The sequence below is a fragment of the Jhaorihella thermophila genome (assembly GCF_900108275.1).
GTDB classification, from domain to species: domain Bacteria; phylum Pseudomonadota; class Alphaproteobacteria; order Rhodobacterales; family Rhodobacteraceae; genus Jhaorihella; species Jhaorihella thermophila.
On record NZ_FNVD01000007.1, the window covers coordinates 1 to 19,240 of the forward strand.

General features: G+C 65.6%; 19 protein-coding genes. 12 read left to right on the forward strand and 7 right to left on the reverse strand.

Annotation, left to right across the window (positions count from 1 at the left end):
* From C4S70_RS19085 to C4S70_RS09595, 3 genes are all read right to left on the reverse strand, one after another.
* Positions 1 to 297: hypothetical protein (locus C4S70_RS19085; RefSeq protein WP_235003783.1), on the reverse strand; the 297-nt coding region annotated here is incomplete at its 3' end.
* Between the two features lie 68 nt (positions 298 to 365).
* On the reverse strand, positions 366 to 1,466 hold the full coding sequence (locus C4S70_RS09590) for an AAA family ATPase (RefSeq protein WP_104007902.1): 1,101 nt from the start codon (positions 1,464 to 1,466) through the stop codon (positions 366 to 368).
* Positions 1,467 to 1,779: 313 nt separating this feature from the next.
* On the reverse strand, positions 1,780 to 4,059 hold the full coding sequence (locus C4S70_RS09595; RefSeq protein ID WP_104008064.1) for an adenosylcobalamin-dependent ribonucleoside-diphosphate reductase: 2,280 nt from the start codon (positions 4,057 to 4,059) through the stop codon (positions 1,780 to 1,782).
* A 119-nt stretch (positions 4,060 to 4,178) separates the two neighbouring features.
* Here C4S70_RS09595 and C4S70_RS09600 point away from each other — a divergent pair, with 119 nt between their 5' ends.
* Positions 4,179 to 4,610 carry a DUF1489 family protein gene (locus C4S70_RS09600; protein ID WP_104007903.1) on the forward strand — a complete coding sequence of 144 codons (432 nt, stop codon included), beginning with the start codon at positions 4,179 to 4,181 and terminating at the stop codon, positions 4,608 to 4,610.
* Positions 4,611 to 4,751: 141 nt separating this feature from the next.
* Here the strand turns inward: C4S70_RS09600 and C4S70_RS09605 are convergent, their stop codons facing one another.
* Both C4S70_RS09605 and secG read right to left on the reverse strand, forming a co-directional pair.
* Complete coding sequence (locus C4S70_RS09605) at positions 4,752 to 6,395, reverse strand: CTP synthase (protein ID WP_104007904.1); 1,644 nt, start codon at positions 6,393 to 6,395, stop codon at positions 4,752 to 4,754.
* A gap of 185 nt (positions 6,396 to 6,580) precedes the next feature.
* Positions 6,581 to 6,940 carry a preprotein translocase subunit SecG gene (secG, locus tag C4S70_RS09610; protein ID WP_104007905.1) on the reverse strand — a complete coding sequence of 120 codons (360 nt, stop codon included), beginning with the start codon at positions 6,938 to 6,940 and terminating at the stop codon, positions 6,581 to 6,583.
* A gap of 124 nt (positions 6,941 to 7,064) precedes the next feature.
* Between secG and nthA the strand changes: the two genes are divergently transcribed.
* The 10 genes from nthA (at position 7,065) to C4S70_RS09660 (ending at position 15,126) form a co-directional block, all read left to right on the forward strand.
* Complete coding sequence (nthA, locus tag C4S70_RS09615; RefSeq protein ID WP_104007906.1) at positions 7,065 to 7,679, forward strand: nitrile hydratase subunit alpha; 615 nt, start codon at positions 7,065 to 7,067, stop codon at positions 7,677 to 7,679.
* A complete protein-coding gene (gene nthB, locus C4S70_RS09620; RefSeq protein WP_104007907.1) occupies positions 7,676 to 8,353 on the forward strand; it encodes a nitrile hydratase subunit beta in 678 nt (225 codons plus the stop codon). The genes nthA and nthB overlap by 4 nt, the downstream gene beginning before the upstream one ends.
* Positions 8,350 to 8,670 (forward strand): nitrile hydratase accessory protein, encoded by a 321-nt coding sequence (locus C4S70_RS09625; RefSeq protein ID WP_104007908.1) that lies wholly within the window; start codon positions 8,350 to 8,352, stop codon positions 8,668 to 8,670. Before nthB ends, C4S70_RS09625 begins: the two co-directional genes overlap by 4 nt.
* 310 nt (positions 8,671 to 8,980) lie before the next feature.
* The gene (gene pcaD, locus C4S70_RS09630) at positions 8,981 to 9,769 is read left to right on the forward strand and encodes a 3-oxoadipate enol-lactonase (protein WP_104007909.1); all 789 of its coding nucleotides are present in this window, start codon (positions 8,981 to 8,983) and stop codon (positions 9,767 to 9,769) included.
* Positions 9,769 to 10,485, forward strand: coding sequence for an alpha/beta fold hydrolase (locus tag C4S70_RS09635; protein WP_104007910.1), 717 nt, complete (start codon positions 9,769 to 9,771; stop codon positions 10,483 to 10,485). Before pcaD ends, C4S70_RS09635 begins: the two co-directional genes overlap by 1 nt.
* A 96-nt stretch (positions 10,486 to 10,581) precedes the next feature.
* Positions 10,582 to 11,781, forward strand: a complete 1,200-nt coding sequence (locus tag C4S70_RS09640; protein WP_104008065.1) for a TCR/Tet family MFS transporter — start codon at positions 10,582 to 10,584, stop codon at positions 11,779 to 11,781.
* 88 nt (positions 11,782 to 11,869) lie between these two features.
* Positions 11,870 to 12,961, forward strand: coding sequence for a Zn-dependent alcohol dehydrogenase (locus C4S70_RS09645; RefSeq protein ID WP_104007911.1), 1,092 nt, complete (start codon positions 11,870 to 11,872; stop codon positions 12,959 to 12,961).
* Positions 12,962 to 13,072: 111 nt separating this feature from the next.
* A complete protein-coding gene (locus C4S70_RS09650) occupies positions 13,073 to 13,372 on the forward strand; it encodes a LysE family translocator (RefSeq protein ID WP_200822748.1) in 300 nt (99 codons plus the stop codon).
* Positions 13,373 to 13,478: 106 nt separating this feature from the next.
* Positions 13,479 to 14,711, forward strand: a complete 1,233-nt coding sequence (locus C4S70_RS09655; protein ID WP_104007912.1) for a mandelate racemase/muconate lactonizing enzyme family protein — start codon at positions 13,479 to 13,481, stop codon at positions 14,709 to 14,711.
* Between the two features lie 112 nt (positions 14,712 to 14,823).
* Positions 14,824 to 15,126 (forward strand): ArsR/SmtB family transcription factor, encoded by a 303-nt coding sequence (locus C4S70_RS09660; RefSeq protein ID WP_104008066.1) that lies wholly within the window; start codon positions 14,824 to 14,826, stop codon positions 15,124 to 15,126.
* A gap of 9 nt (positions 15,127 to 15,135) precedes the next feature.
* Here C4S70_RS09660 and C4S70_RS09665 read toward each other — a convergent pair whose 3' ends face one another.
* Complete coding sequence (locus tag C4S70_RS09665) at positions 15,136 to 18,090, reverse strand: cyclic nucleotide-binding domain-containing protein (RefSeq protein ID WP_235003798.1); 2,955 nt, start codon at positions 18,088 to 18,090, stop codon at positions 15,136 to 15,138.
* A 255-nt stretch (positions 18,091 to 18,345) separates the two neighbouring features.
* Between C4S70_RS09665 and C4S70_RS09670 the strand changes: the two genes are divergently transcribed.
* The gene (locus C4S70_RS09670; RefSeq protein ID WP_104007913.1) at positions 18,346 to 18,738 is read left to right on the forward strand and encodes a DUF3307 domain-containing protein; all 393 of its coding nucleotides are present in this window, start codon (positions 18,346 to 18,348) and stop codon (positions 18,736 to 18,738) included.
* A gap of 9 nt (positions 18,739 to 18,747) precedes the next feature.
* Here C4S70_RS09670 and C4S70_RS09675 read toward each other — a convergent pair whose 3' ends face one another.
* Entirely contained in the window at positions 18,748 to 19,209 is a 462-nt protein-coding gene (locus C4S70_RS09675) for an Lrp/AsnC family transcriptional regulator (protein ID WP_104008068.1), read from the reverse strand.
* Between the last annotated feature and the right edge of the window lie 31 nt (positions 19,210 to 19,240).

Genomic DNA, 19,240 nt, shown 5'->3' on the forward strand with positions numbered 1-19,240 from the left:
TGATCTGTGAACTTCCGGCGTTTCGCCATCTCGTATCCCTCCAATAGGTTTGGGATACACCTTAGCTCGCTGTCCGATTTTCTGGGACCACTTCACCTTGTCTGGAACGAACGCGACAACCGGGAGGCCTGTCGCCAGGGCGAGACGGCACAGAATGTCTTCATAGCGCTCCGCATCCCGATCAGCTTTGTATGGCCATGGCATTTCCGGCACCGGGCAAGACGGCAGAACTGGCGATGTCAGATCCAGGAAGATGGCACGCGGGCGGCTTTTGGGTCTTTCCAATGCGCCAGTCATGATGAATCCCTCTTCCCAAAACTCTCATGTGCGCCCGCCTTGAGTGGCGGCACGTCACAACCATTGCCTCAGTTCAGCATCGGTTTGCGGGCCAGCACCTCTACCCGATCGAGCATCCGGCACACCGTTCTCAGGCTCAGTCGGGCATTTGCGATCGCGCCACCGTCAAACAGATCCTCTAGGGCCGCAATGGCGGGCTCGGGCAACCCGCGCCGCGTCCCCTCGGCCAAGGCAAAATCGCGGAGCTGGTCCTTGGCGAGGTCCGGCAGGTCCAACACCACGCATCGGCTTTGCAACGGCTCGGGCAGGCCTTTCCGGCTGTTCGCCGTCATCACCCAGTTGACCCAGGACATGTCGCACTTGATCTGGAAGAACGGGCATTCCCACTGGGCCGCCGTCATGCGTTCCAGCAGCGGCAGAAGAGCGTCGGTGAGCGTATGCCGCACGCCCTTGTTCGAGTGCATTTCGCCCGCTTTCTCGATCTCATCCACGATCACCAAGGGCCTCGCGTGACGCGCGCTCAGCACGGTCTGCACAAGCTTGCCCGGCGAGGCACTTTCCCAGCCCTTCTGCAAGCCGACCAGGGAGAAAGTCGCCGGCTCTCCCGTCGCTTCGATCTTCACCGTGGGCACGGCGAGATGGTGCGCGAGGCGCCGTGCCCAATAGCTCTTGCCGATACCCGGCGCGCCGTTCAGCACCAGTGGCGCAAAGCGCACGCCGGGCAAGCCGTCGCGGGCCGATGCCCTCAATCCGTGCCAGACCTCCTCGGTCGCGCGCGCCATCCAGGGCATCTCGGCGTGCAGGGCCGCGGCAATCTCGTCGGCCTCGTGTTCGGTCACGATGCGCGTGACGGGCAGCCCACCACGTAGCGGCGTCAACCGCGCGCGGGTCTCCTCGGAGAGGTGATACATGCCGGTCGAAGATTGCACCCGCTCCACGTACCGCGCCGCACGGCGCTTGATCCGGGCGCGGTCATGGTCCTCGACCAGTGAATAGGGATTCACCAGGTCGTCCTCGGAGATCTTGCCGGCTTCATGGTCCCGGTCCTGCCTTTCCCTGCGCAAACCGCGCAAGAACCTGTGCAGTCGGTCTTCGACGTTCCGCAACTTCGGGATGTCGTCAACAAAGGTCAGGTCATGAAACGGGATGGTCGTTGTCGATCGGGTCATGGCGGAGTCCTTTCATCGCGCGGCACGCAGGCCGCACGGCAATCCAGCGCCTTGGGCAACTGGGCCAATGGGGGTGAAAGGTTCCGGAACCTTGAGAACGAATAAGGAACAAGTTTGCCGGTGGATCAAGTCAACCCAACCAGGCCGGCCCTCAACGGAAAGGGGCGGCCTCCTCGAGAGCCGCCCAATTCGAAATCATTGTATTTCAAACGCTTGGATTCTTGTGGCAAATATAGACCCTGTGGGTGGAAGGCAATTCGCCCCAAATGGCACTGAATTGCCTGTCATCTCACGCCCGGTCAGGCGGTCGCGCCTAGCCGCATTTGGAATAGCCGCAGCTGCCGCAGGTCATGCAGCCTTCGACCATGCGCATGTCATACTGGCCGCAGCTCGGACAGGCCCGGCCGCGGGGGGCGTCGGTGTTGACCACCTGCGCCTGCGGGTCGGATTTTAGCCCCATGCCTTCGCCCTCGAGGAAACCGATCGCGATCATGTGCTTCTCGATCACCCCGCCGATCGCGGCCAGGATCGAGGGGATGTATTTCCCCTGCATCCACGCCCCGCCGCGCGGGTCGAACACGGCCTTCAGCTCCTCTACGACAAAGGACACGTCGCCGCCACGCCGGAACACCGCCGAGATCATCCGCGTCAGCGCCACCGTCCAGGCAAAATGCTCCATGTTCTTGGAGTTGATGAACACCTCGAACGGGCGGCGGTGACCGTTGATGACGATGTCGTTGATGGTGATGTAGATCGCGTGCTCGCTGTCAGGCCATTTCAGCTTGTAGGTAGCACCCTCCAGCTCCTGCGGGCGGTCCAGGGGCTCGGACATATAGACCACTTCGCCCCCGTCCGCGGGCGTCAGCTTCGGCGATTCGCCCGGCGCGGCATCGCTCTTTTCGCTGACCGACAGGACCGAACCGGTCACGTCGTTCGGCCGATAGGTGGTGCAGCCCTTGCACCCCGTCTCCCAGGCCATCAGATAGACGTCCTTGAAATCGTCGAACGAGATGTCCTCGGGGCAGTTGATGGTCTTGGAGATCGACGAATCGACCCATTTCTGCGCTGCCGCCTGCATCCGCACATGATCCGCCGGCGTCAGCGTCTGGGCATTGACGAAATAGTCGGGCAATTCGCCATCGCCGAATTTCTCCCGCCACAGCCGAACGGCGTAGTCCACCACCTCTTCCTCGGTGCGCGACCCGTCCTTCTGCAGCACCTTGCGCGTGTAGGTATAGGCAAAGACCGGCTCGATCCCGGAAGACACGTTCCCGGCATAAAGGCTGATCGTCCCCGTGGGCGCGATCGAGGTCAGCAGCGCGTTGCGGATGCCATGCTTCCGGATCGCCTCGCGCACGTCCTCGTCCATATGCTGCATATTGCCCGAGGCCAGGTATTTCTCGGCATCGAACAGCGGGAAGGCGCCCTTGTCCTTGGCCAGATCGACCGAGGCGAGGTAAGCTGCCCGCGCGATCCGGTGCAGCCACTCCTCGGTCTGCGCCACGGCTTCATCCCCGCCGTAGCGCAGCCGCAGCATCAGCAGGGCGTCGGCCAGCCCGGTTACCCCCAGCCCGATCCGGCGCTTGTTGCGCGCCTCTTCCTGCTGCTGCGGCAGCGGAAACTTGGACACGTCCACCACGTTGTCCATCAGCCGCACGGCGGTGCGCACCAGTTCGGTCAGTTCTTCTTCGTCCAGCCGCGCGTCGTCGGTAAACGGATCCCGCACCAACCGCGCCAGGTTGATAGACCCCAGCAGACAGGCCCCATAGGGTGGCAGGGGCTGTTCGCCGCAGGGATTGGTGGCGGCGATCGTCTCGCAATAGGCGAGGTTGTTCATCCGGTTGATGCGGTCGATGAAGATCACGCCCGGCTCGGCATAATCATAGGTGGCCTTCATGATCCGGTTCCACAGATCCCGCGCCGGAACCGTGTGATAGACCTTGCCGTCAAAGACCAGCTCCCACGGCGCATCGTCCTTGACCGCCTGCATGAAGGCATCGGTGACCAGAATGCTGAGGTTGAAGTTGCGAAGCCGCGCGGGATCGGACTTGGCGGCGATGAAATCCTCGATATCCGGGTGGTCGCAGCGCATGCAGCCCATCATCGCGCCCCGGCGCGACCCGGCCGACATGATGGTGCGGCACATGGCGTCCCACACGTCCATGAAGCTGAGAGGCCCCGAAGCATCCGCCGCCACCCCGGCCACCGGCGCCCCGCGCGGGCGGATGGTCGAAAAATCATAACCGATCCCCCCGCCCTGCTGCATGGTCAGCGCGGCCTCCTTCAGCATCTCGAAAATGCCGCCCATGCTGTCGGGGATGGTGCCCATGACGAAACAGTTGAACAGGGTCACGTCGCGATTGGTGCCGGCGCCCGCGGTGATCCGGCCCGCCGGCAGGAACCGGAAATCTTCGAGCGCAGCATAGAACCGATCCTCCCACGCCTCGGGATCCGTCTCGACCGCCGCCATGGCCCGGGCGATTCGCCGCCAGGTATCCTCGACCGTCAGATCCAGAGGATGGCCCTCCTCGTCCTTCAGGCGGTATTTCATGTCCCAGATCTGTTCGGCTATGGGGGCGGCAAAGCGGCTCATCTGTTCCATCCCTGTCTTGGAAGAGGCACCCAAGATACATGCAATGGCCGCCCACCACAACGGCTTGAAGCCCGGTGCGGACGACCTACAATATGGGCCATAACCGGGGAGAAACAGCCGTGTCCGCCAGGATCCACCTCGTCAAACTCTGCGTCGGCGCCGACAGCGTCGAGGATCTGGCCGACTGGCAGACGCAGACGCGCGCGCGCGGCACGGACGGGATGCCGCGCCACGTCACCCGAATGTGGCCCAAACGCGAATCCGAACTTCTGGACGGCGGGTCGCTCTACTGGGTGATCCGGGGCGAAATCCTCTGCCGCCAGAGAATCCTTCGGCTGGACGAGGTGATCGGATCCGACGGCATCCGTCGCTGCGCCATCGTGCTGGACCCGGAAATCCACCGCACCCAGGCCGCCCCGCGCCGCCCGTTCCAGGGCTGGCGCTACCTCAAACCCGAAGACGCCCCGCGCGACCTGTCCCGGGGACGCGACAGCGACGACACCCTGCCCGAAGACCTCAACCGGGCGCTGGCAGAAATCGGCGTAATCTAGACGCGTGACCTCTGCCGGACAGGCATGCGCCGGTGACGCTCAGGCTGTCGCCTTCTTCATCTTGCTTGAAATACTCCGGGGGGCGCGGGGGGCAGCGCCCCCCGCCCCGGTCGGATCGCGCCAGCGATCCGAAACCCTTCCTCACACCAGCCGCGACATCTCCTTGGCCGCGCGGATGAAATCCGCGAACAACGGATGCGGCTCGAACGGCTTGGACTTCAGCTCGGGGTGGAACTGCACGCCGATGAACCACGGATGGTCGCTCCACTCCACGATCTCCGGCAACCGCCCGTCCGGCGACATGCCCGAAAAGACCAGGCCCGCCTTCTCCAGCTTCTCCCGATACTTGACGTCCACCTCATAGCGGTGACGATGGCGCTCCTCGATCCGCGTGGTCCCGTAGACCTGCGCCACCCGCGATCCTTCCTTCAGCACCGCGTCATAGGCCCCCAGACGCATCGTGCCGCCCTTGTCGTCATCGGCACTCCGGCGCACGGTGTAATTGCCCTGAACCCACTCCTTGAGGTGATAGACCACCGGCTCGAACCGCTTCTTGCCGGCCTCGTGGTCGAACTCCTCCGACCCCGCGGCGCTGATCCCGGCGGTGTTGCGCGCCGCCTCGATCACCGCCATCTGCATGCCCAGGCAGATCCCCAGATAGGGCACGTTGTGTTCGCGGGCGAATTGCGCGGCGCGGATCTTGCCCTCGGTGCCACGCTCGCCGAACCCGCCGGGCACCAGGATCGCGTCGAAATTCTCCAGATAGGGCGCGGGATCCTCCGACTCGAAGATCTCGGCATCCACCCATTCGATGTTCACCTTCACCCGGTTGGCGATCCCGCCATGGGTCAACGCCTCGGCGATCGACTTGTAGGCGTCTTCCAGCTGCACATACTTGCCGACGATGGCCACGTTCACCTCGCCTTCGGGGTTGGTGATGCGGTCCATCACGTCCTCCCACCGCGACAGGTCGGGGCGCGGCGCGGGCGAGATGCCGAACGCATCCAGCACCGCCTGGTCCAGCCCCGCCTCGTGATAGGCCAGCGGCGCCTGATAAATCGACTTCAGGTCATAGGCCGGGATCACCGCCTCGGGGCGCACGTTGCAAAAGAGCGCGATCTTGGCGCGCTCCTTGTCCGGGATCGGCTGTTCGGACCGGCAGACCAGAACGTCGGGCTGCAACCCGATCGAGCGCAGCTCCTTCACGCTGTGCTGAGTCGGTTTGGTCTTCAATTCGCCGCTGGCCGCCAGATAGGGCAGCAGCGTCAGATGCATGAAGATGCACTGCCCGCGCGGGCGTTCCTGCGCAAATTGCCGGATCGCCTCGAAGAACGGCAGCCCCTCGATGTCGCCCACCGTGCCGCCGATCTCGCACAGCATGAAATCGACTTCTTCGTCCCCGATGGCGATCCAGTCCTTGATCTCGTTGGTGACGTGGGGAATCACCTGGATCGTCTTGCCCAGGTAGTCGCCGCGGCGCTCCTTCTCCAGCACGTTGGAATAGATCCGCCCCGAACTGACCGAGTCGGTCTTGCGCGCCGCCACCCCGGTAAAGCGTTCGTAGTGCCCCAGGTCCAGGTCGGTTTCCGCACCGTCATCGGTGACGAATACCTCACCATGCTCGAAGGGGCTCATCGTGCCGGGATCGACGTTCAGATATGGGTCCAGCTTGCGCAGCCGCACCGAAAAGCCCCGCGCCTGAAGCAGCGCGCCCAGCGCCGCCGAGGCCAGCCCCTTGCCCAGAGAGGATACAACACCGCCGGTGATGAAGATGTAACGCGCCATATGTCTCGGCAGCCCCCGTGATTTGGTCGATGCGACAGTGGTCGATGCTTCGCTCTGTGATCGAGTCCCTTTGCTGTGACGCACACAGCATCACGGGACTCCATTGTTACGAGATTCGCAGGATCGGCGCAAGAGAACCGCAAGATGCTGTTGCGGCTCTCCTGCCCAATTCAAGGTCTTGTGGATCAGTCCGCGCGCGGAACCTGCGGCGCGGTTTCGCCCGTGGACGGCGGCAGCAGATCGCCGCCGGAGGGAACCGTGGGCACCACCGGTTCGGGCGCGGTTTCTTCTGCCGGGGCCACCCGGTCCAGCACCGAACTGCCAGCGGATTTCTGCGCCGCGATGATGGTCAGCGTCATCGAGGTTGCGATGAAGGCGATCGCCAGAGCCCAAGTCACCTTGCTCAGCGCCGTGGCGGCCTGCCGGCCGCTGACCACGCCGCCGCCGCCCATGCCGAGGCCGCCGCCTTCCGAGCGTTGCAGCAGAACGACACCGATCAGGCCCAGGGCCAGCAGCAGATGGATGATGAGAACGACGTTTTCCATGGGGTCTCGCGGCGTTTGCTTGGTTGGCGGGTATCTATGAGAGTTTGGCGTCCGGGGCAAGCCGCGATTGTCCGCGGCCAATCCGGCTCTGGACAGGGCGGCGTGCGCGGCCCAAACTGTCCCCATGCCACATGACGACCACGACCATCCCCACGCGCTGCTGCCGCCCGACCCGGCGCTCAGGGTGCGCGCGCTGGAAACCATCCTGACCCGCAAGGGGCTGATCGACCCCGCCGCGCTGGACGAGATCATCGACACCTATCAGAACCGCATCGGACCCCGGAACGGCGCGCTGGTGGTGGCGCGCGCCTGGTCCGACTCGGATTTCAAGGCGCGCCTGCTGGAGGACGCGACGCCCGTGGTGGCGGATCTGGGCTTTTTCGGCCGGCAGGGCGAGCATATCGTCGCGGTGGAAAACACGCCGCAGGTGCACAACATGGTCGTGTGCACCCTGTGCAGCTGCTACCCGTGGCCGCTCTTGGGCATCCCGCCCGCCTGGTACAAGTCCGACGCCTATCGCGCCCGGGCGGTGCGCGAGCCGCGCAAGGTGCTGGCCGAATTCGGCGTGACCTTGCCCGAAGGCACGGCGATCCGGGTCTGGGATTCCACCGCCGAGGTCCGGTATCTGGTGATCCCGATGCGCCCCGAGGGCACCGAGGGAATGAGCGTCGAAGAGCTTGCCGATCTGGTCACCCGCGACAGCATGGTGGGCACCGGCCTGCCCAGGGCGCCCGCATGACCCGCATTCACGACATGGGGGGCCGCTTTGGCCATGGCCCGGTCGAACCGGGGCAGCCGGACGATCCGGTCTTTGCACAGGATTGGCATGGGCGCGCGCTGGCGGTGACGCTGGCCGCCGGCGCGCTGGGGCAATGGAACATCGACATGTCGCGCCACGCCCGGGAACGGCTCTGCCCGCGCGACTATGTCAATTTCAGCTACTACGAGAAATGGCTGGCGGGGCTGGCGGATCTGCTGGTGGAAACCGGGGTGCTGACGCGGGACGACCTGCGCGGCGAAGGCGATGACGCCCCCCACCCGCTGGCCGCCCGCCGTCTGCGGGCCGAGGCCGTGGCGGGCGTGCTGGCCCGCGGCGGCCCCGCCGACCGGCCCTGCCCGGCGGAACCTGCCTTCATCGTCGGTCAGGCCGTGCGCGCAATGCGCCCGGCCGCGAACCGGCTGGTCGATGGGGGACATACGCGGCTTCCGGCCTATGCCGCGGGCGCGCTGGGCTATGTCCACCGCGTGCACGGATGCCACGTCCTGCCCGACAGCAACGCGCACGGGCTGGGCGAGGCGCCCGAGCCGCTCTATTCCGTGCGGTTCAGGGCCGGGCAGCTCTGGGCCGCGCCGGAGCACCCGGATGACGAAGTGTTCCTGGACCTCTGGCAATCCTATCTGGTGCCCGCATGACCGACCGCGCGCCCGAGCCCGTATTCACCCAGCCCTGGCATGCTCAGGTCTTTGCGCTGACGGTGCATCTGAACGAATCGGGCCTGTTTTCCTGGCCTGACTGGACGGCGCGGTTTTCGGACACGCTGGCCCGGCACGGACATGCGCGCGAACTGGATGGCGGGGATGACTATTTCAACGCCTGGCTGGAGACGCTCGAGCGGTTTCTGGCCGAGCTTGGACGGGCCGCGCCGGAAGATGTCGAGCGGCTGCGGGCCGCGTGGGAAGAGGCCTATTTGACCACGCCACATGGCGCGCCGGTGCGGCTGAGGGAGTGATACCGGCCGAAGACTGGTTGAACCGGACCTGCCGCAGATCCTGCAAGGGCAGGCCGGAGCGGGCACAGGGTGTTTCGGATTGGCGGAGCCAATCCGACCGAGGCGGGGGGCGTTGCCCCCCGCACCCCCCAGAGTATTTTCAGCAAGATGAAGGGAAAGGGGCGGTTCGTTCCATTGCCGGGAGATGGATCCGGGACGAGGGGCGCGCCTTCGAGCAGCCCGTGCCGGCAGAGTTTGCGGGCGGATCGGGATTTTCAATTCGGCCAAAAGGAGATTACCGTTCCCGCAAAGACAGGGGGAGGCACTACATATGAAAATGGCCGATCTGGGCGATGTCCAGCTTCACTATCGCGTCGACGGCGACCCGCACGGGGTTCCGATCGTGTTCGCCAACTCGCTGGGCACGGATCTGCGACTGTGGGATGCGGTGGTGCCGCTGTTGCCGCCTGGGCTGCGGATCATCCGCTATGACAAGCGCGGGCACGGGCTGTCGTCGCTGCCGCGCCCGCCTTATACGATGGGCGGGCTTGTGCGCGACGTGGAACGCCTGCTGGACATGCTCGAGGTGCGCGATGCGGTGTTCGTGGGGCTGTCCATCGGCGGCATGATCGCGCAGGGTCTGGCGGTCAAGCGGTTCGACATCGTGCGCGCCATGGTGCTGTCGAATACCGGCGCCAAGATCGGCACGCCCGAGATCTGGCAGCAGCGCATCGACGCGGTACGCGAAGGCGGGATCGAGGCGCTGGCCGATGCCACGATGGAGCGCTGGTTTTCGCGCGATTTCCGCGCCAGACCCGAGATGCTGTTGTGGCGCAACATGCTGACCCGGACTCCGGCTGACGGCTATATCGGGTGTTCGCAAGCGATCTCGGGCACGGATTTCTACACCCCCACCAGCGGGCTGCGCCTGCCCACGCTGGGCATCGCCGGGTCCGAAGATGGCGGCACGCCACCGGATCTGGTGCGCGAGACGACCGAGCTGGTGCCGGGGTCGAAGTTCCACCTGATCCGTCGCGCGGGGCACCTGCCCTGTGTCGAAAAGCCCGAGGAATACGCCCAGGTGCTGACCGAATTCCTGCGCGAGGTCGGGCATATCTGATGGCCGATTTCCTGCTGGTGCACGGATCCTGCCACGGCGCGTGGTGCTGGCGCGACGTGATCCCGGCGCTCGCGCGGCTCGGCCATTCCGCCCATGCGATCGACCTGCCGGGCCACGGAGACGACAGCACGCCGGTCGAGCAGATCACCCTGGACGCCTGCCGCGATGCGATCCTGGCCGCCAGCACGCCCGAGACGATCGTCGTCGGCCACAGCTGGGGCGGCTACCCCATCAGCGCCGCCGCCGAGGCCGCGCCGGATGCGATGCGCGGGTTGATCTATCTGTGCGCCTATGTGCCGGTGTCGGGGCTGTCGATGATCGACATGCGCCGGCGCGGACCGCGCCAGACCATCACCGGCGCCGTGATCCGCGACCCGTCAGGGCTGTCCTACAGGTTCGACCCCGCCCAGGCGCCGGATCTGTTCTACAACGACTGCCCGGCCGAGGTGGTGACCTTAGCGCTGCGCCGGCTGGGGTCTCAGGCGATCGACCCGCAGGACACGCCGTTGACGCTGGGCGCGAGCTTCGCGCGGGTGCCCCGGCACTATGTCCGCTGCACCGGCGACCGCTTGATCCCGCCCGAATACCAGGCCGCCATGGTCGCGGACTGGCCGCGGGAAACCGTGCACGAGATGGACACCGGCCATTCCCCCTTTTTCGCCGATCCGCGGGGGTTGGCGGATGTGCTCGACCGCATCGCAGGGGCGATGGGCTGACCTGCGGGGACGAACGGTAATTTCGCCTTTCTTTGGCCGGCGCGGCGCAATAGCCTGCGGCCGATTTGTTCAACCGATACCGGACGAATGCACCGATTGCGCCTGCCTCTTCTCTTTGTTCTCGCCACCGTGGTGATCGACGCCATGGGGATCGGGCTCATCATGCCGATCATGCCCGATCTGATTCGCGACGTGCGCGGCGGGGATCTGGCCGAAGCCGCGTTGTGGGGCGGGATCCTGTCCACCGCTTTTGCCGTCATGCAGTTCCTCTGCGCGCCGGTGATCGGCAACCTGTCCGACTCTTTCGGCCGGCGGCCGGTGATGCTGGTGTCGCTGTTCGCGATGATGCTGGACTATCTGGTGATGGCGGTGGCGGGGTCGATCTGGCTTCTGCTGGCGGCGCGGGTGGTCGGCGGCATCACCGCGTCGACGCAGGCGACGGCCTCGGCCTGGGTTGCCGACATGTCCGCGCCCGAACGCCGGGCCACCAATTTCGGGCTGGTGGGCGCGGCCTTTGGTGCGGGCTTCGTCCTGGGGCCGCTGCTCGGGGGGGCGTTGGGCGAACTGGGCACCCGCGCGCCCTTTTACGCCGCGGCGCTGCTGGTGGCCGCGAACTTTCTGCTGGGGCTTGCGGTGATGCCGGAAACCGTCACGCAGGACAGACGCCGCCGCTTCACCTGGGCGCGCGCCAACCCACTGGGGGCGCTGCGCCAGATGACCCGGTTGCCGGGCATCGCGCCGCTGCTGGCCGCCTATTTCCTCTATTCCGTTGCGCTTTATGTCTATCCGGCGATCTGGCCCTATTTCACGCAGGAAAGGTTCGGCTGGACGCCGCGGACGATCGGCCTGTCGCTGGGGCTGTTCGGGGTGGCGATGGCCCTCGTCCAGGGCGGTTTGATCCGGGTGGTTCTGCGCCGCCTCGGCGAACGGCGCACCGTGGTCTGGGGACAGGTCTTTGACATGGGCACCTTCGCCCTGCTGGCCTTTATCACCAGCGGCACGGCGGCGCTGATCCTGACGCCGCTGGCGGCGCTGGGCGCGGTGGTGTCGCCGGCATTGCAGGGGATCATGTCGCGCAAGGTCGGCGATGATGCGCAGGGAGAGTTGCAGGGCGTGCTGACAAGCGTGCATGCGCTTTCGATGATCGCGTCGCCCCTGCTGATGGCAAGCGTCTTTTCCGCCTTCACCCGCGCCGATGCGCCGGTCCATCTGCCCGGCGCGCCGTTCCTCGTGTCGATCCTGCTGCTGGCGGCCGGGCTGGCGCTGTTCGCGCGCAGCCGAAGTTCCGTAGCGTAATTGCGACGGCGCGGTGCCGTTTTGGCGCTTGCGATGCGGCCCTTGCCGCGCCACGCTGCGAGAAAACGAACGCCGGGAGACCCTTTCCATGCAGACCATCAAGGCAGCCGTTTGCCGCGAATTCGGTGCGCCGCTCGTGATCGAGGAGATCCAGATCGACGACCCCGGAATGGGTCAGGTCGAGGTCACTCTGGACGCGGTGGCGATCTGCCATTCCGACATTTCCTATGCCGAGGGCGCCTGGGGCGGCCACCTGCCCGCCGTCTATGGCCACGAGGCCGCCGGCACCATCACCGCCACCGGCCCCGGCGTAAGCGATTTCGAGGTGGGCGACCCGGTGGTGGTGACCCTGATCCGCGCCTGCGGATCCTGCCCGTCCTGCGCCAGCGGCAAGCCGACCATCTGCGAGAACCCCGCCGATGGGGTCAAGGGTCCGATTCGCACCGCCGATGGCGGGCCCCTGCTGCAGGCGATGGCCTGCGGGGCATTTGCCGAAAAGGTCGTGGTCGATCGCAGCCAGATCGTGAAGATTCCCGAAACAATGGACCGCGCGGTGGCCTGCCTGCTGTCCTGCGGGGTCATCACCGGGGTCGGCGCGGCGGTGAACGCGGCGGGCCTGCGGGCCGGGCAGGACGCGGTGGTGATCGGCGCGGGCGGCGTGGGGCTGAACGCGATCCAGGGCGCGCGGATCGCCGGCGCGCGGCGCATCGTCGCCGTGGACATGACCGAGGAAAAGCTGGAAATCGCGCGGGAATTCGGCGCCACCCACGGCGTGCTGGCGACCGATCCCAAGCCCTGGCGCGCGGCCTACAAGGCGCTGGGCGGGCGCGGTGCCGACGTGGTCATGGTCACGGTCGGGGCGGTTCCGGCCTACAATGACGCGGTGCGCTATCTGGGCTGGGGCGGCAAGGCGATCATGATCGGGATGCCGCACAGCGACGGCGTGGCCGGTTATTCGCCGATGGCCATGTCCTATCAGGGCCAGGGGCTGATCGGGTCGAAGATGGGCGACGTGGTGATCCAGCGCGACATCCCCTGGATGATCGACCTCTACCAGCAGGGGCGGCTGAAGCTGGACGAGCTGATCTCGGGCCGCTGGCGGCTCGATCAGATCAACGAGGCGATCGCCGACACCAAGACCGGCAGCGCCAAGCGCAACGTGATCCTGTTCGAAAGGTAGCGCGATGTTCGACTATTCCCTGCAGCACTGGACGGCCTTTCTGACCGCCGCCATTCTTCTGAACCTGTCGCCGGGGCCGGACGTCGCCTTCATTCTGCGCAGGCCGCCCGCGTGTTCCGGCAGGGGGTTCTCGTCGCCCTGTTCAACCCGAAGGTCGCGGTCTTCTTCCTGGCCTTTCTTCCGCAGTTCGTCGTCCCCGGCGCGGGGCCGGTCCCGGCACAGCTGTTCTTCCACGGGATCCTGTTCATCGCCGTCGCCGGACTGGTGGAGCCGGTGCTGGATCTGATGTTGCACAGGCTGATGGCGGGGCTGAGGCGCAAACCGTCTGTTGGCCAGTGGATAGACCGGGCGCTCGGAACCTTGCTGATCGGGCTGGGGGTCAAATTGTTCCTGTCCGGCAAACCGGAATGACCGGGCGCGGACCGGGGTGGAAAAAGGGGGCCAGCCCCCCTCGGCCCTGACGGGCCTCACCCCCCGGAGTATTTTCGGCAAGATGAAGAAACGAAGGGGCTGTGCGATGAAGCTGCAGGATCTTGATGTCATCGTCACCGCGCCGCCGGCGCCGGGCTGGGGCGGGCGTTACTGGATCCTGGTCAAGGTGACCACCGACACCGGCATCACGGGCTGGGGCGAATGCTATGCCTCGTCGGTGGGGCCCGAGGCGATGCGACACGTCATCCGCGACGTGTTTGACCGGCACATGGCCGGGGAAAGCCCGGAAAACATCGAACTGATGTTCCGCCGCGTCTATTCGAGCGGCTTCACCCAGCGGCCGGATCTGACCGTGATGGGGGCGTTTTCGGGCTTGGAGATCGCCTGCTGGGACATTCTGGGCAAGGACCGCGGGCGGCCGGTCTGGGCGCTGCTGGGGGGGCGGATGAACGGCCGGATCCGGGCCTATACCTATCTGTATCCCCTGCCCCACCAGCCGATGGGCGACTTCTGGACCTCGCCCGAGATGGCCGCGGAATGCGCGACCGAGATGGTGCGCCGCGGGTTCACGGCGGTGAAGTTCGACCCGGCCGGCCCCTACACGATGCGCGGCGGGCACATGCCGGCGATGTCGGACATTTCCGTATCAGCCGCCTTTTGCAAGGCGATCCGAGAGGCGGTGGGGGATCGGGCGGATCTGCTGTTCGGCACGCATGGGCAGTTTTCCACCGGCGGAGCGATCCGGCTGGGGCAGGCGCTGGAGCCCTATTCGCCGCTCTGGTTCGAAGAGCCCGTGCCGCCCGACAACATTGCCGAGATGGCGCGTGTGGCGCAGGCGGTGCGGATCCCCGTTGCCACCGGCGAGCGACTGACGACCAAGGCCGAGTTCGCCGCGGTACTGCGCGCGGGCGCGGCGACGATTCTGCAACCGGCGCTGGGGCGCGCGGGCGGGATCTGGGAGATGAAGAAGGTCGCCGCCATCGCCGAGGCGCACAACGCGCAGATGGCGCCGCACCTTTACGCCGGCCCCGTCGAATGGGCCGCGAACATCCATCTGGCCGCGTCGATTCCGAACTTCCTGCTGCTCGAGACGATCGAGACGCCATTCCACGACCGACTGGTCAAGGGCGCGATCCGGGTCGAGAACGGGTTCGTCACGCCGCCCGAGGCACCGGGGCTGGGCATCGAAGTGGACGAAGACCTGGCCCGCGCCCATCCCTATACCGGCGAGGGGCTGCACCTTCAGATGCAGGAAGAACCCTGCGATTACGTTAACGGGAACGCCTTTGCCGGCGGCGCGCCGCCAAGGGAAGAGTGACTTCACAATTCCGGGCCGCGCGTGATAGCATGGCGAAAATGGAATGTGACAGGGTGTTGCGACCGTGACCGTTGAGCCTTTGCCGAAAATGACCCCGGACGCCACCGACGAGATGGGGACCAGCGCAAGCGACGCCGCCGCCTATCTCAAGACGCTGGCGCATGAGGGGCGGCTGATGATCCTGTGTCACCTGGGCGCAGGGGAAAAATCGGTGGGCGAACTGGAGCGCCTGCTGGGCATTCGCCAGGCCGCCGTCAGCCAGATGCTGGCGCGTCTGCGCGAAGAAGGGCTTGTGCGCACCCGGCGGGACGGCAAGACGATCTATTATTCCCTGGCCGACGACCGGACCGAAAAGGTGATCGGATTGCTCTATTCCCTGTTCTGCGGGGCGGGGAAGGACGGGAAACCCGCCTGACGTCCGGTTTCAAGTCGGCACGTAGCCCGCCACCACCTGCAACAGCTTGAAGGCCACTGCGGCGTCGTTTTCCACGACAGCCATGAATTCCTCTTCGCCGATGCGCAGGCAGGTCAGGTCGGTCTTGGCCACCATGCTGAGCGCGCGCGGTTCCTTGCGGATCAGGCCCAGCTCGCCGACCAGAGACCCCGGCCCCACCACGGCAACCAACTCGTCCTCGCCGTCTTCATGCGGCAGATACAGGCCCGCCTCGCCTTCGATGATCATGTAGGCGCCGTCGGAGGCATCATCATCCTTGCGGAAGATCACGTCGCCGGCCTTGGCCTCGTACCAGCGCGCACCGAAGGCCAGAAGCCGCAACTGACGCCGGTCGAGCCCCGAAAACAGCGGCGTCTGTTCGAGCGCCCGCACCTTGCGCGCCAGATCGGCGCTGGCGGCGCCTTCCTCTTCTTCGCCGCCATGGACTTCTTCCGACACGATCCGCCCCTGCTGAATCTGGACGAACAGGTCGAAGGCCCGTTCGTTCGTCAACTCGGGTTCAAGATAGATCAATGTCGTCTCCGGCAGCAACCTGCGCAGATTCCGAAAGACCGCGATCTTGGTTTCCATGTCGAAACTGGCCAGCGCCTGATCGAGGATCAGGATATCGGGCCGCTTGATCGTGGCCCGGCAAAAGGCCAGCGGTTCGGCAAATGTGGCCGGCAGGTTCTGCCCGCCCAGCGCCACCGGCAGGTCATAGATCAGTTCGATCACCAGATCGCGCGCACCGTTTTCCGCCAGAACCTCCGTCACCAGCCGGCGGAGTTCCTCGGCGCGGGCGCCGGAGAGTTCGGACACCTTGCCGAACAGCGCGTTTTCCAGCACCGTCAGACCCGGTGCAAAGCGGTTGATGTCGAGCGGCTCGAACAGATCCCCCAGGCTCTGCAACAGCCGCGCCGCGTGGGCCTTGCGCTGGGTCAGGATCCGTTCCTTCATCTCGTCGGTGAAGGCCGGGCCGATCTGCTCGGCCGAAATGCGGATCGGGACCATCAGGATCGTGGCCAGATCCTCGTCGCTCAGTTCGGGTTCCTCTTCCTGCCCGTGCTTCTCGACCAGGTCCACGACCTTTTCGTAAATGTCCGCCTCCAGCCCCAGCCGGCGGAACAGCGGGTGGTCGGTGCCGTCGCGACCGAAGATCTGGCGCAGCATCTCGATCACGTCGCGCACGCGCTGCACGATGGCAACGTCCAGCCCCTGGCTGCGCAAGAGCGCCAGAAACTCGGTCTGTCGCGCCAGAACATCCTGCGTGATCGGACGGCGCGCGGTGGCGAACAACAGGTTTTCGGCCAGCGGCAGGGCCGGGTTGTACAGGTCCGGGTCGAAGAAATAGGCGTATTGGTCCAGCCCCGCCTCGCGCACGGCCTGTTGCACCTTGGGCCGCAGTTCGACCAGCCGCTGCGCCAGTTCGGGATGGTTCCTGGGGTCGAACCTTTCATCCAGCCCGCGCCGCAGCAGCGCCGTGGCCGGACCCAGGCCCGAAATCAGCCGCAGCCACCAGCGACGCAGTTCTTCGCTGTCCTCCACCCCGGCGAGGCGCGGATCGGTCCATTCGGCCGGCCAGGGATCGGGGCTGTTGCCGGCGCGCAGCGCCTCGCGGAAGGCGTCCGGGTCGGCCGGGTCGGACAGCGGGTGGAACCGCAGCGGCATCATCACGTTGTCGCCGAACGTGCCGCGAAACAGCACGGGATGCGACGATACATGGCCGATCCGCCGCGCGATCACCTGCTGGTGCAACTGGTTCAGGTCATACCCCGCCACCGTCACCTTGCCCGAAGAGGGCAACACCTCGCGCGTCAGCAGTTCCGCAAGAGCGCGACGGTCCTGCGCACCGGGGGCCGCGATCCCGATGACCGAACCGGCCGGCATGGTCAGGTTCAGATCGTCCAGAACGATATTGCCATCGACATCGCGCACCGAGACATGGTCCAGCACGATGTCGCCGTTCAGGCGCGGGCAGTCCTCGGGCTCGCCCTCGAACAGCTTTTCGTCGATCATGCCCGGCGGCGCAAAACGTTCGATGATCACCTCCCAGCGCACCGCCATGTCCTGGGTCTGGTTGTAATAGGCCAGAAGCTCCTTCCACGGCGAGCTGAGATCCTTGTAGGCGGCAAGTGCGGCCACCAGCGCCCCCAGAGACACCAGCCCTTCGATCACCAGAAAGCCGCCGACCGAATAGAAGAAGAACGGCGTCAGCTGGGTGATGAAGTTGTTGAGGAACTTCATGAAGAACTTTTTCTGGTAGATCTGGAACCGGATGTCGAAGATCCGGCCCAGTCGGTGCGTGATCAGCGCCCGCCGATAGCGCCAGCCGCCGTTCACCCGCAGCGTGCCCACGCCTTCGGCGGTTTCGCCGATTTCCGCGGCCAGGCTGCGCACCTCCTGGATGCGGCGCTTGTTCAGCTGGTTGATCTGGCGCTGCAGGCGCGGGATCAGCCAGGCCTGAAGCGGAATCAGCGCGACCGCCGCCAGCCCGAACCAGACGCTTTGCGCGAACAGAAAGAACAGGATGGTCAGCATCTGCCCTGCCTGCAGCACCGGCTGGCTGATCGCATCGCCCATCAGCCCGCCCATCGGTTCGCTCTCGGCTGTGATCATGCTGACCAGTTCGCCCTGGCTGACGCGCTCGAAATAGGGCTGGGGAAAACGCATGGTCCGCGCGATCAGCTGATAACGGAACCGGCGCAGCATCCGTTCGCTCAGCACGCCCTTCATGGTGTTGATGCGCATCTTGAGCAGCCCATGCGCCAGCACCGCGGCCAGAAAGGCGCCGCACAGCACCCAGAGGAAGGTGACCTGCGGCAGCTCAACGCCGAACAGATCCACCGTCGGGCTGGGCGAACCGATCGCGTCGTTGATGATCCGCTTGGGCAACTCCAGCGTCAGGTAGAGCAGAGGAAACAGCGCGACTGTCACGACCAGCAGGATCAACTGGTCGCGTTTCGAATATTTCCAGATGAAACGAAACAGGTTCTGTTCTATGGCTGACGCCCCGCGCGTTCCTCGTCCGCCGGCCCCCGACCGGCTGCCGCGGCAGCGTATCAAGCCGCGACCTGCAAGCGCAATCGCTTTCCCGCCCGCAAGCCCGGAGAATGCGCATCAGCGGAAAATGGTGTAACGCGTTTGCAGCGCCCCCTGATCCGTCCTAAGCTGCCCCGGTCGGACCGGACGAGGAGGATCGGCGTGCCTGACACGATCGTGACGCTGTTGCTGCTGATCTGCCTGCTGCAGATCAAGCACATGTTCGCAGACTATTTCATGCAGACCCGAAAGATGCTGGAGGGGCGCGGCCAGTATTTCCACATCGGCCGCGCCCAGCATTCGGCGATTCACGCGATCGGTTCGATCCTGTGTTTCCTGGTGATCGGGGCGCCGCTCATCTTTGTCGTGACGCTCGCGCTGGCCGAGTGGGTGGTCCATTTCCACATCGACTGGGGCAAGGCCCGCTATTGCGACGGCAAGGATTTCGATCCCTATCAGGCCGGGTTCTGGCGTGCCGCCGGCGTGGACCAGGCGCTGCATCAGCTGACCTATGTGGGGATGCTCTGGGCCTGGCTGCACTTTGTCGCGATGTAGCCGACGCGCCTAGGGCACCACCTGACCACCTTTCTTGACCATGCGCAGCACGACGTTGGTCTGGGCGCTGGCCACCGCGGGTTGGCGAAACAGGAAATCCTCGAGAAAACGGTTGTAGGCCGCCAGATCCCGGCAAAGCACCCGCATGTGATAATCCGCCTGTCCCGTGGTGGCATAGCATTCCTGCACCTCCGGCCGCTGCTCGACGGCACGGTTGAACTCGACAATGCGGTCGGGATCGTGGCGGGTCAGATGCACATGCACGATCGCCTGAAATCCCAACCCCACGGCCTCGGGGTTCACCACCGCGCCATAGCGTTCGATCACGCCCGCCTGTTCCAGCGTCCGCACCCGGCGCCACAGCGCCGAAACGGACATGCCCACCGACTCGGCCAGCTCGGCATTCGACAGGCGGCAATCCTGCTGCAACAGGGCGATGATTCGCCGGTCGCGTTCGTCCAGATCGTCCATTGCGGATTCGCTTTTCATCAAGTGGCCTCTG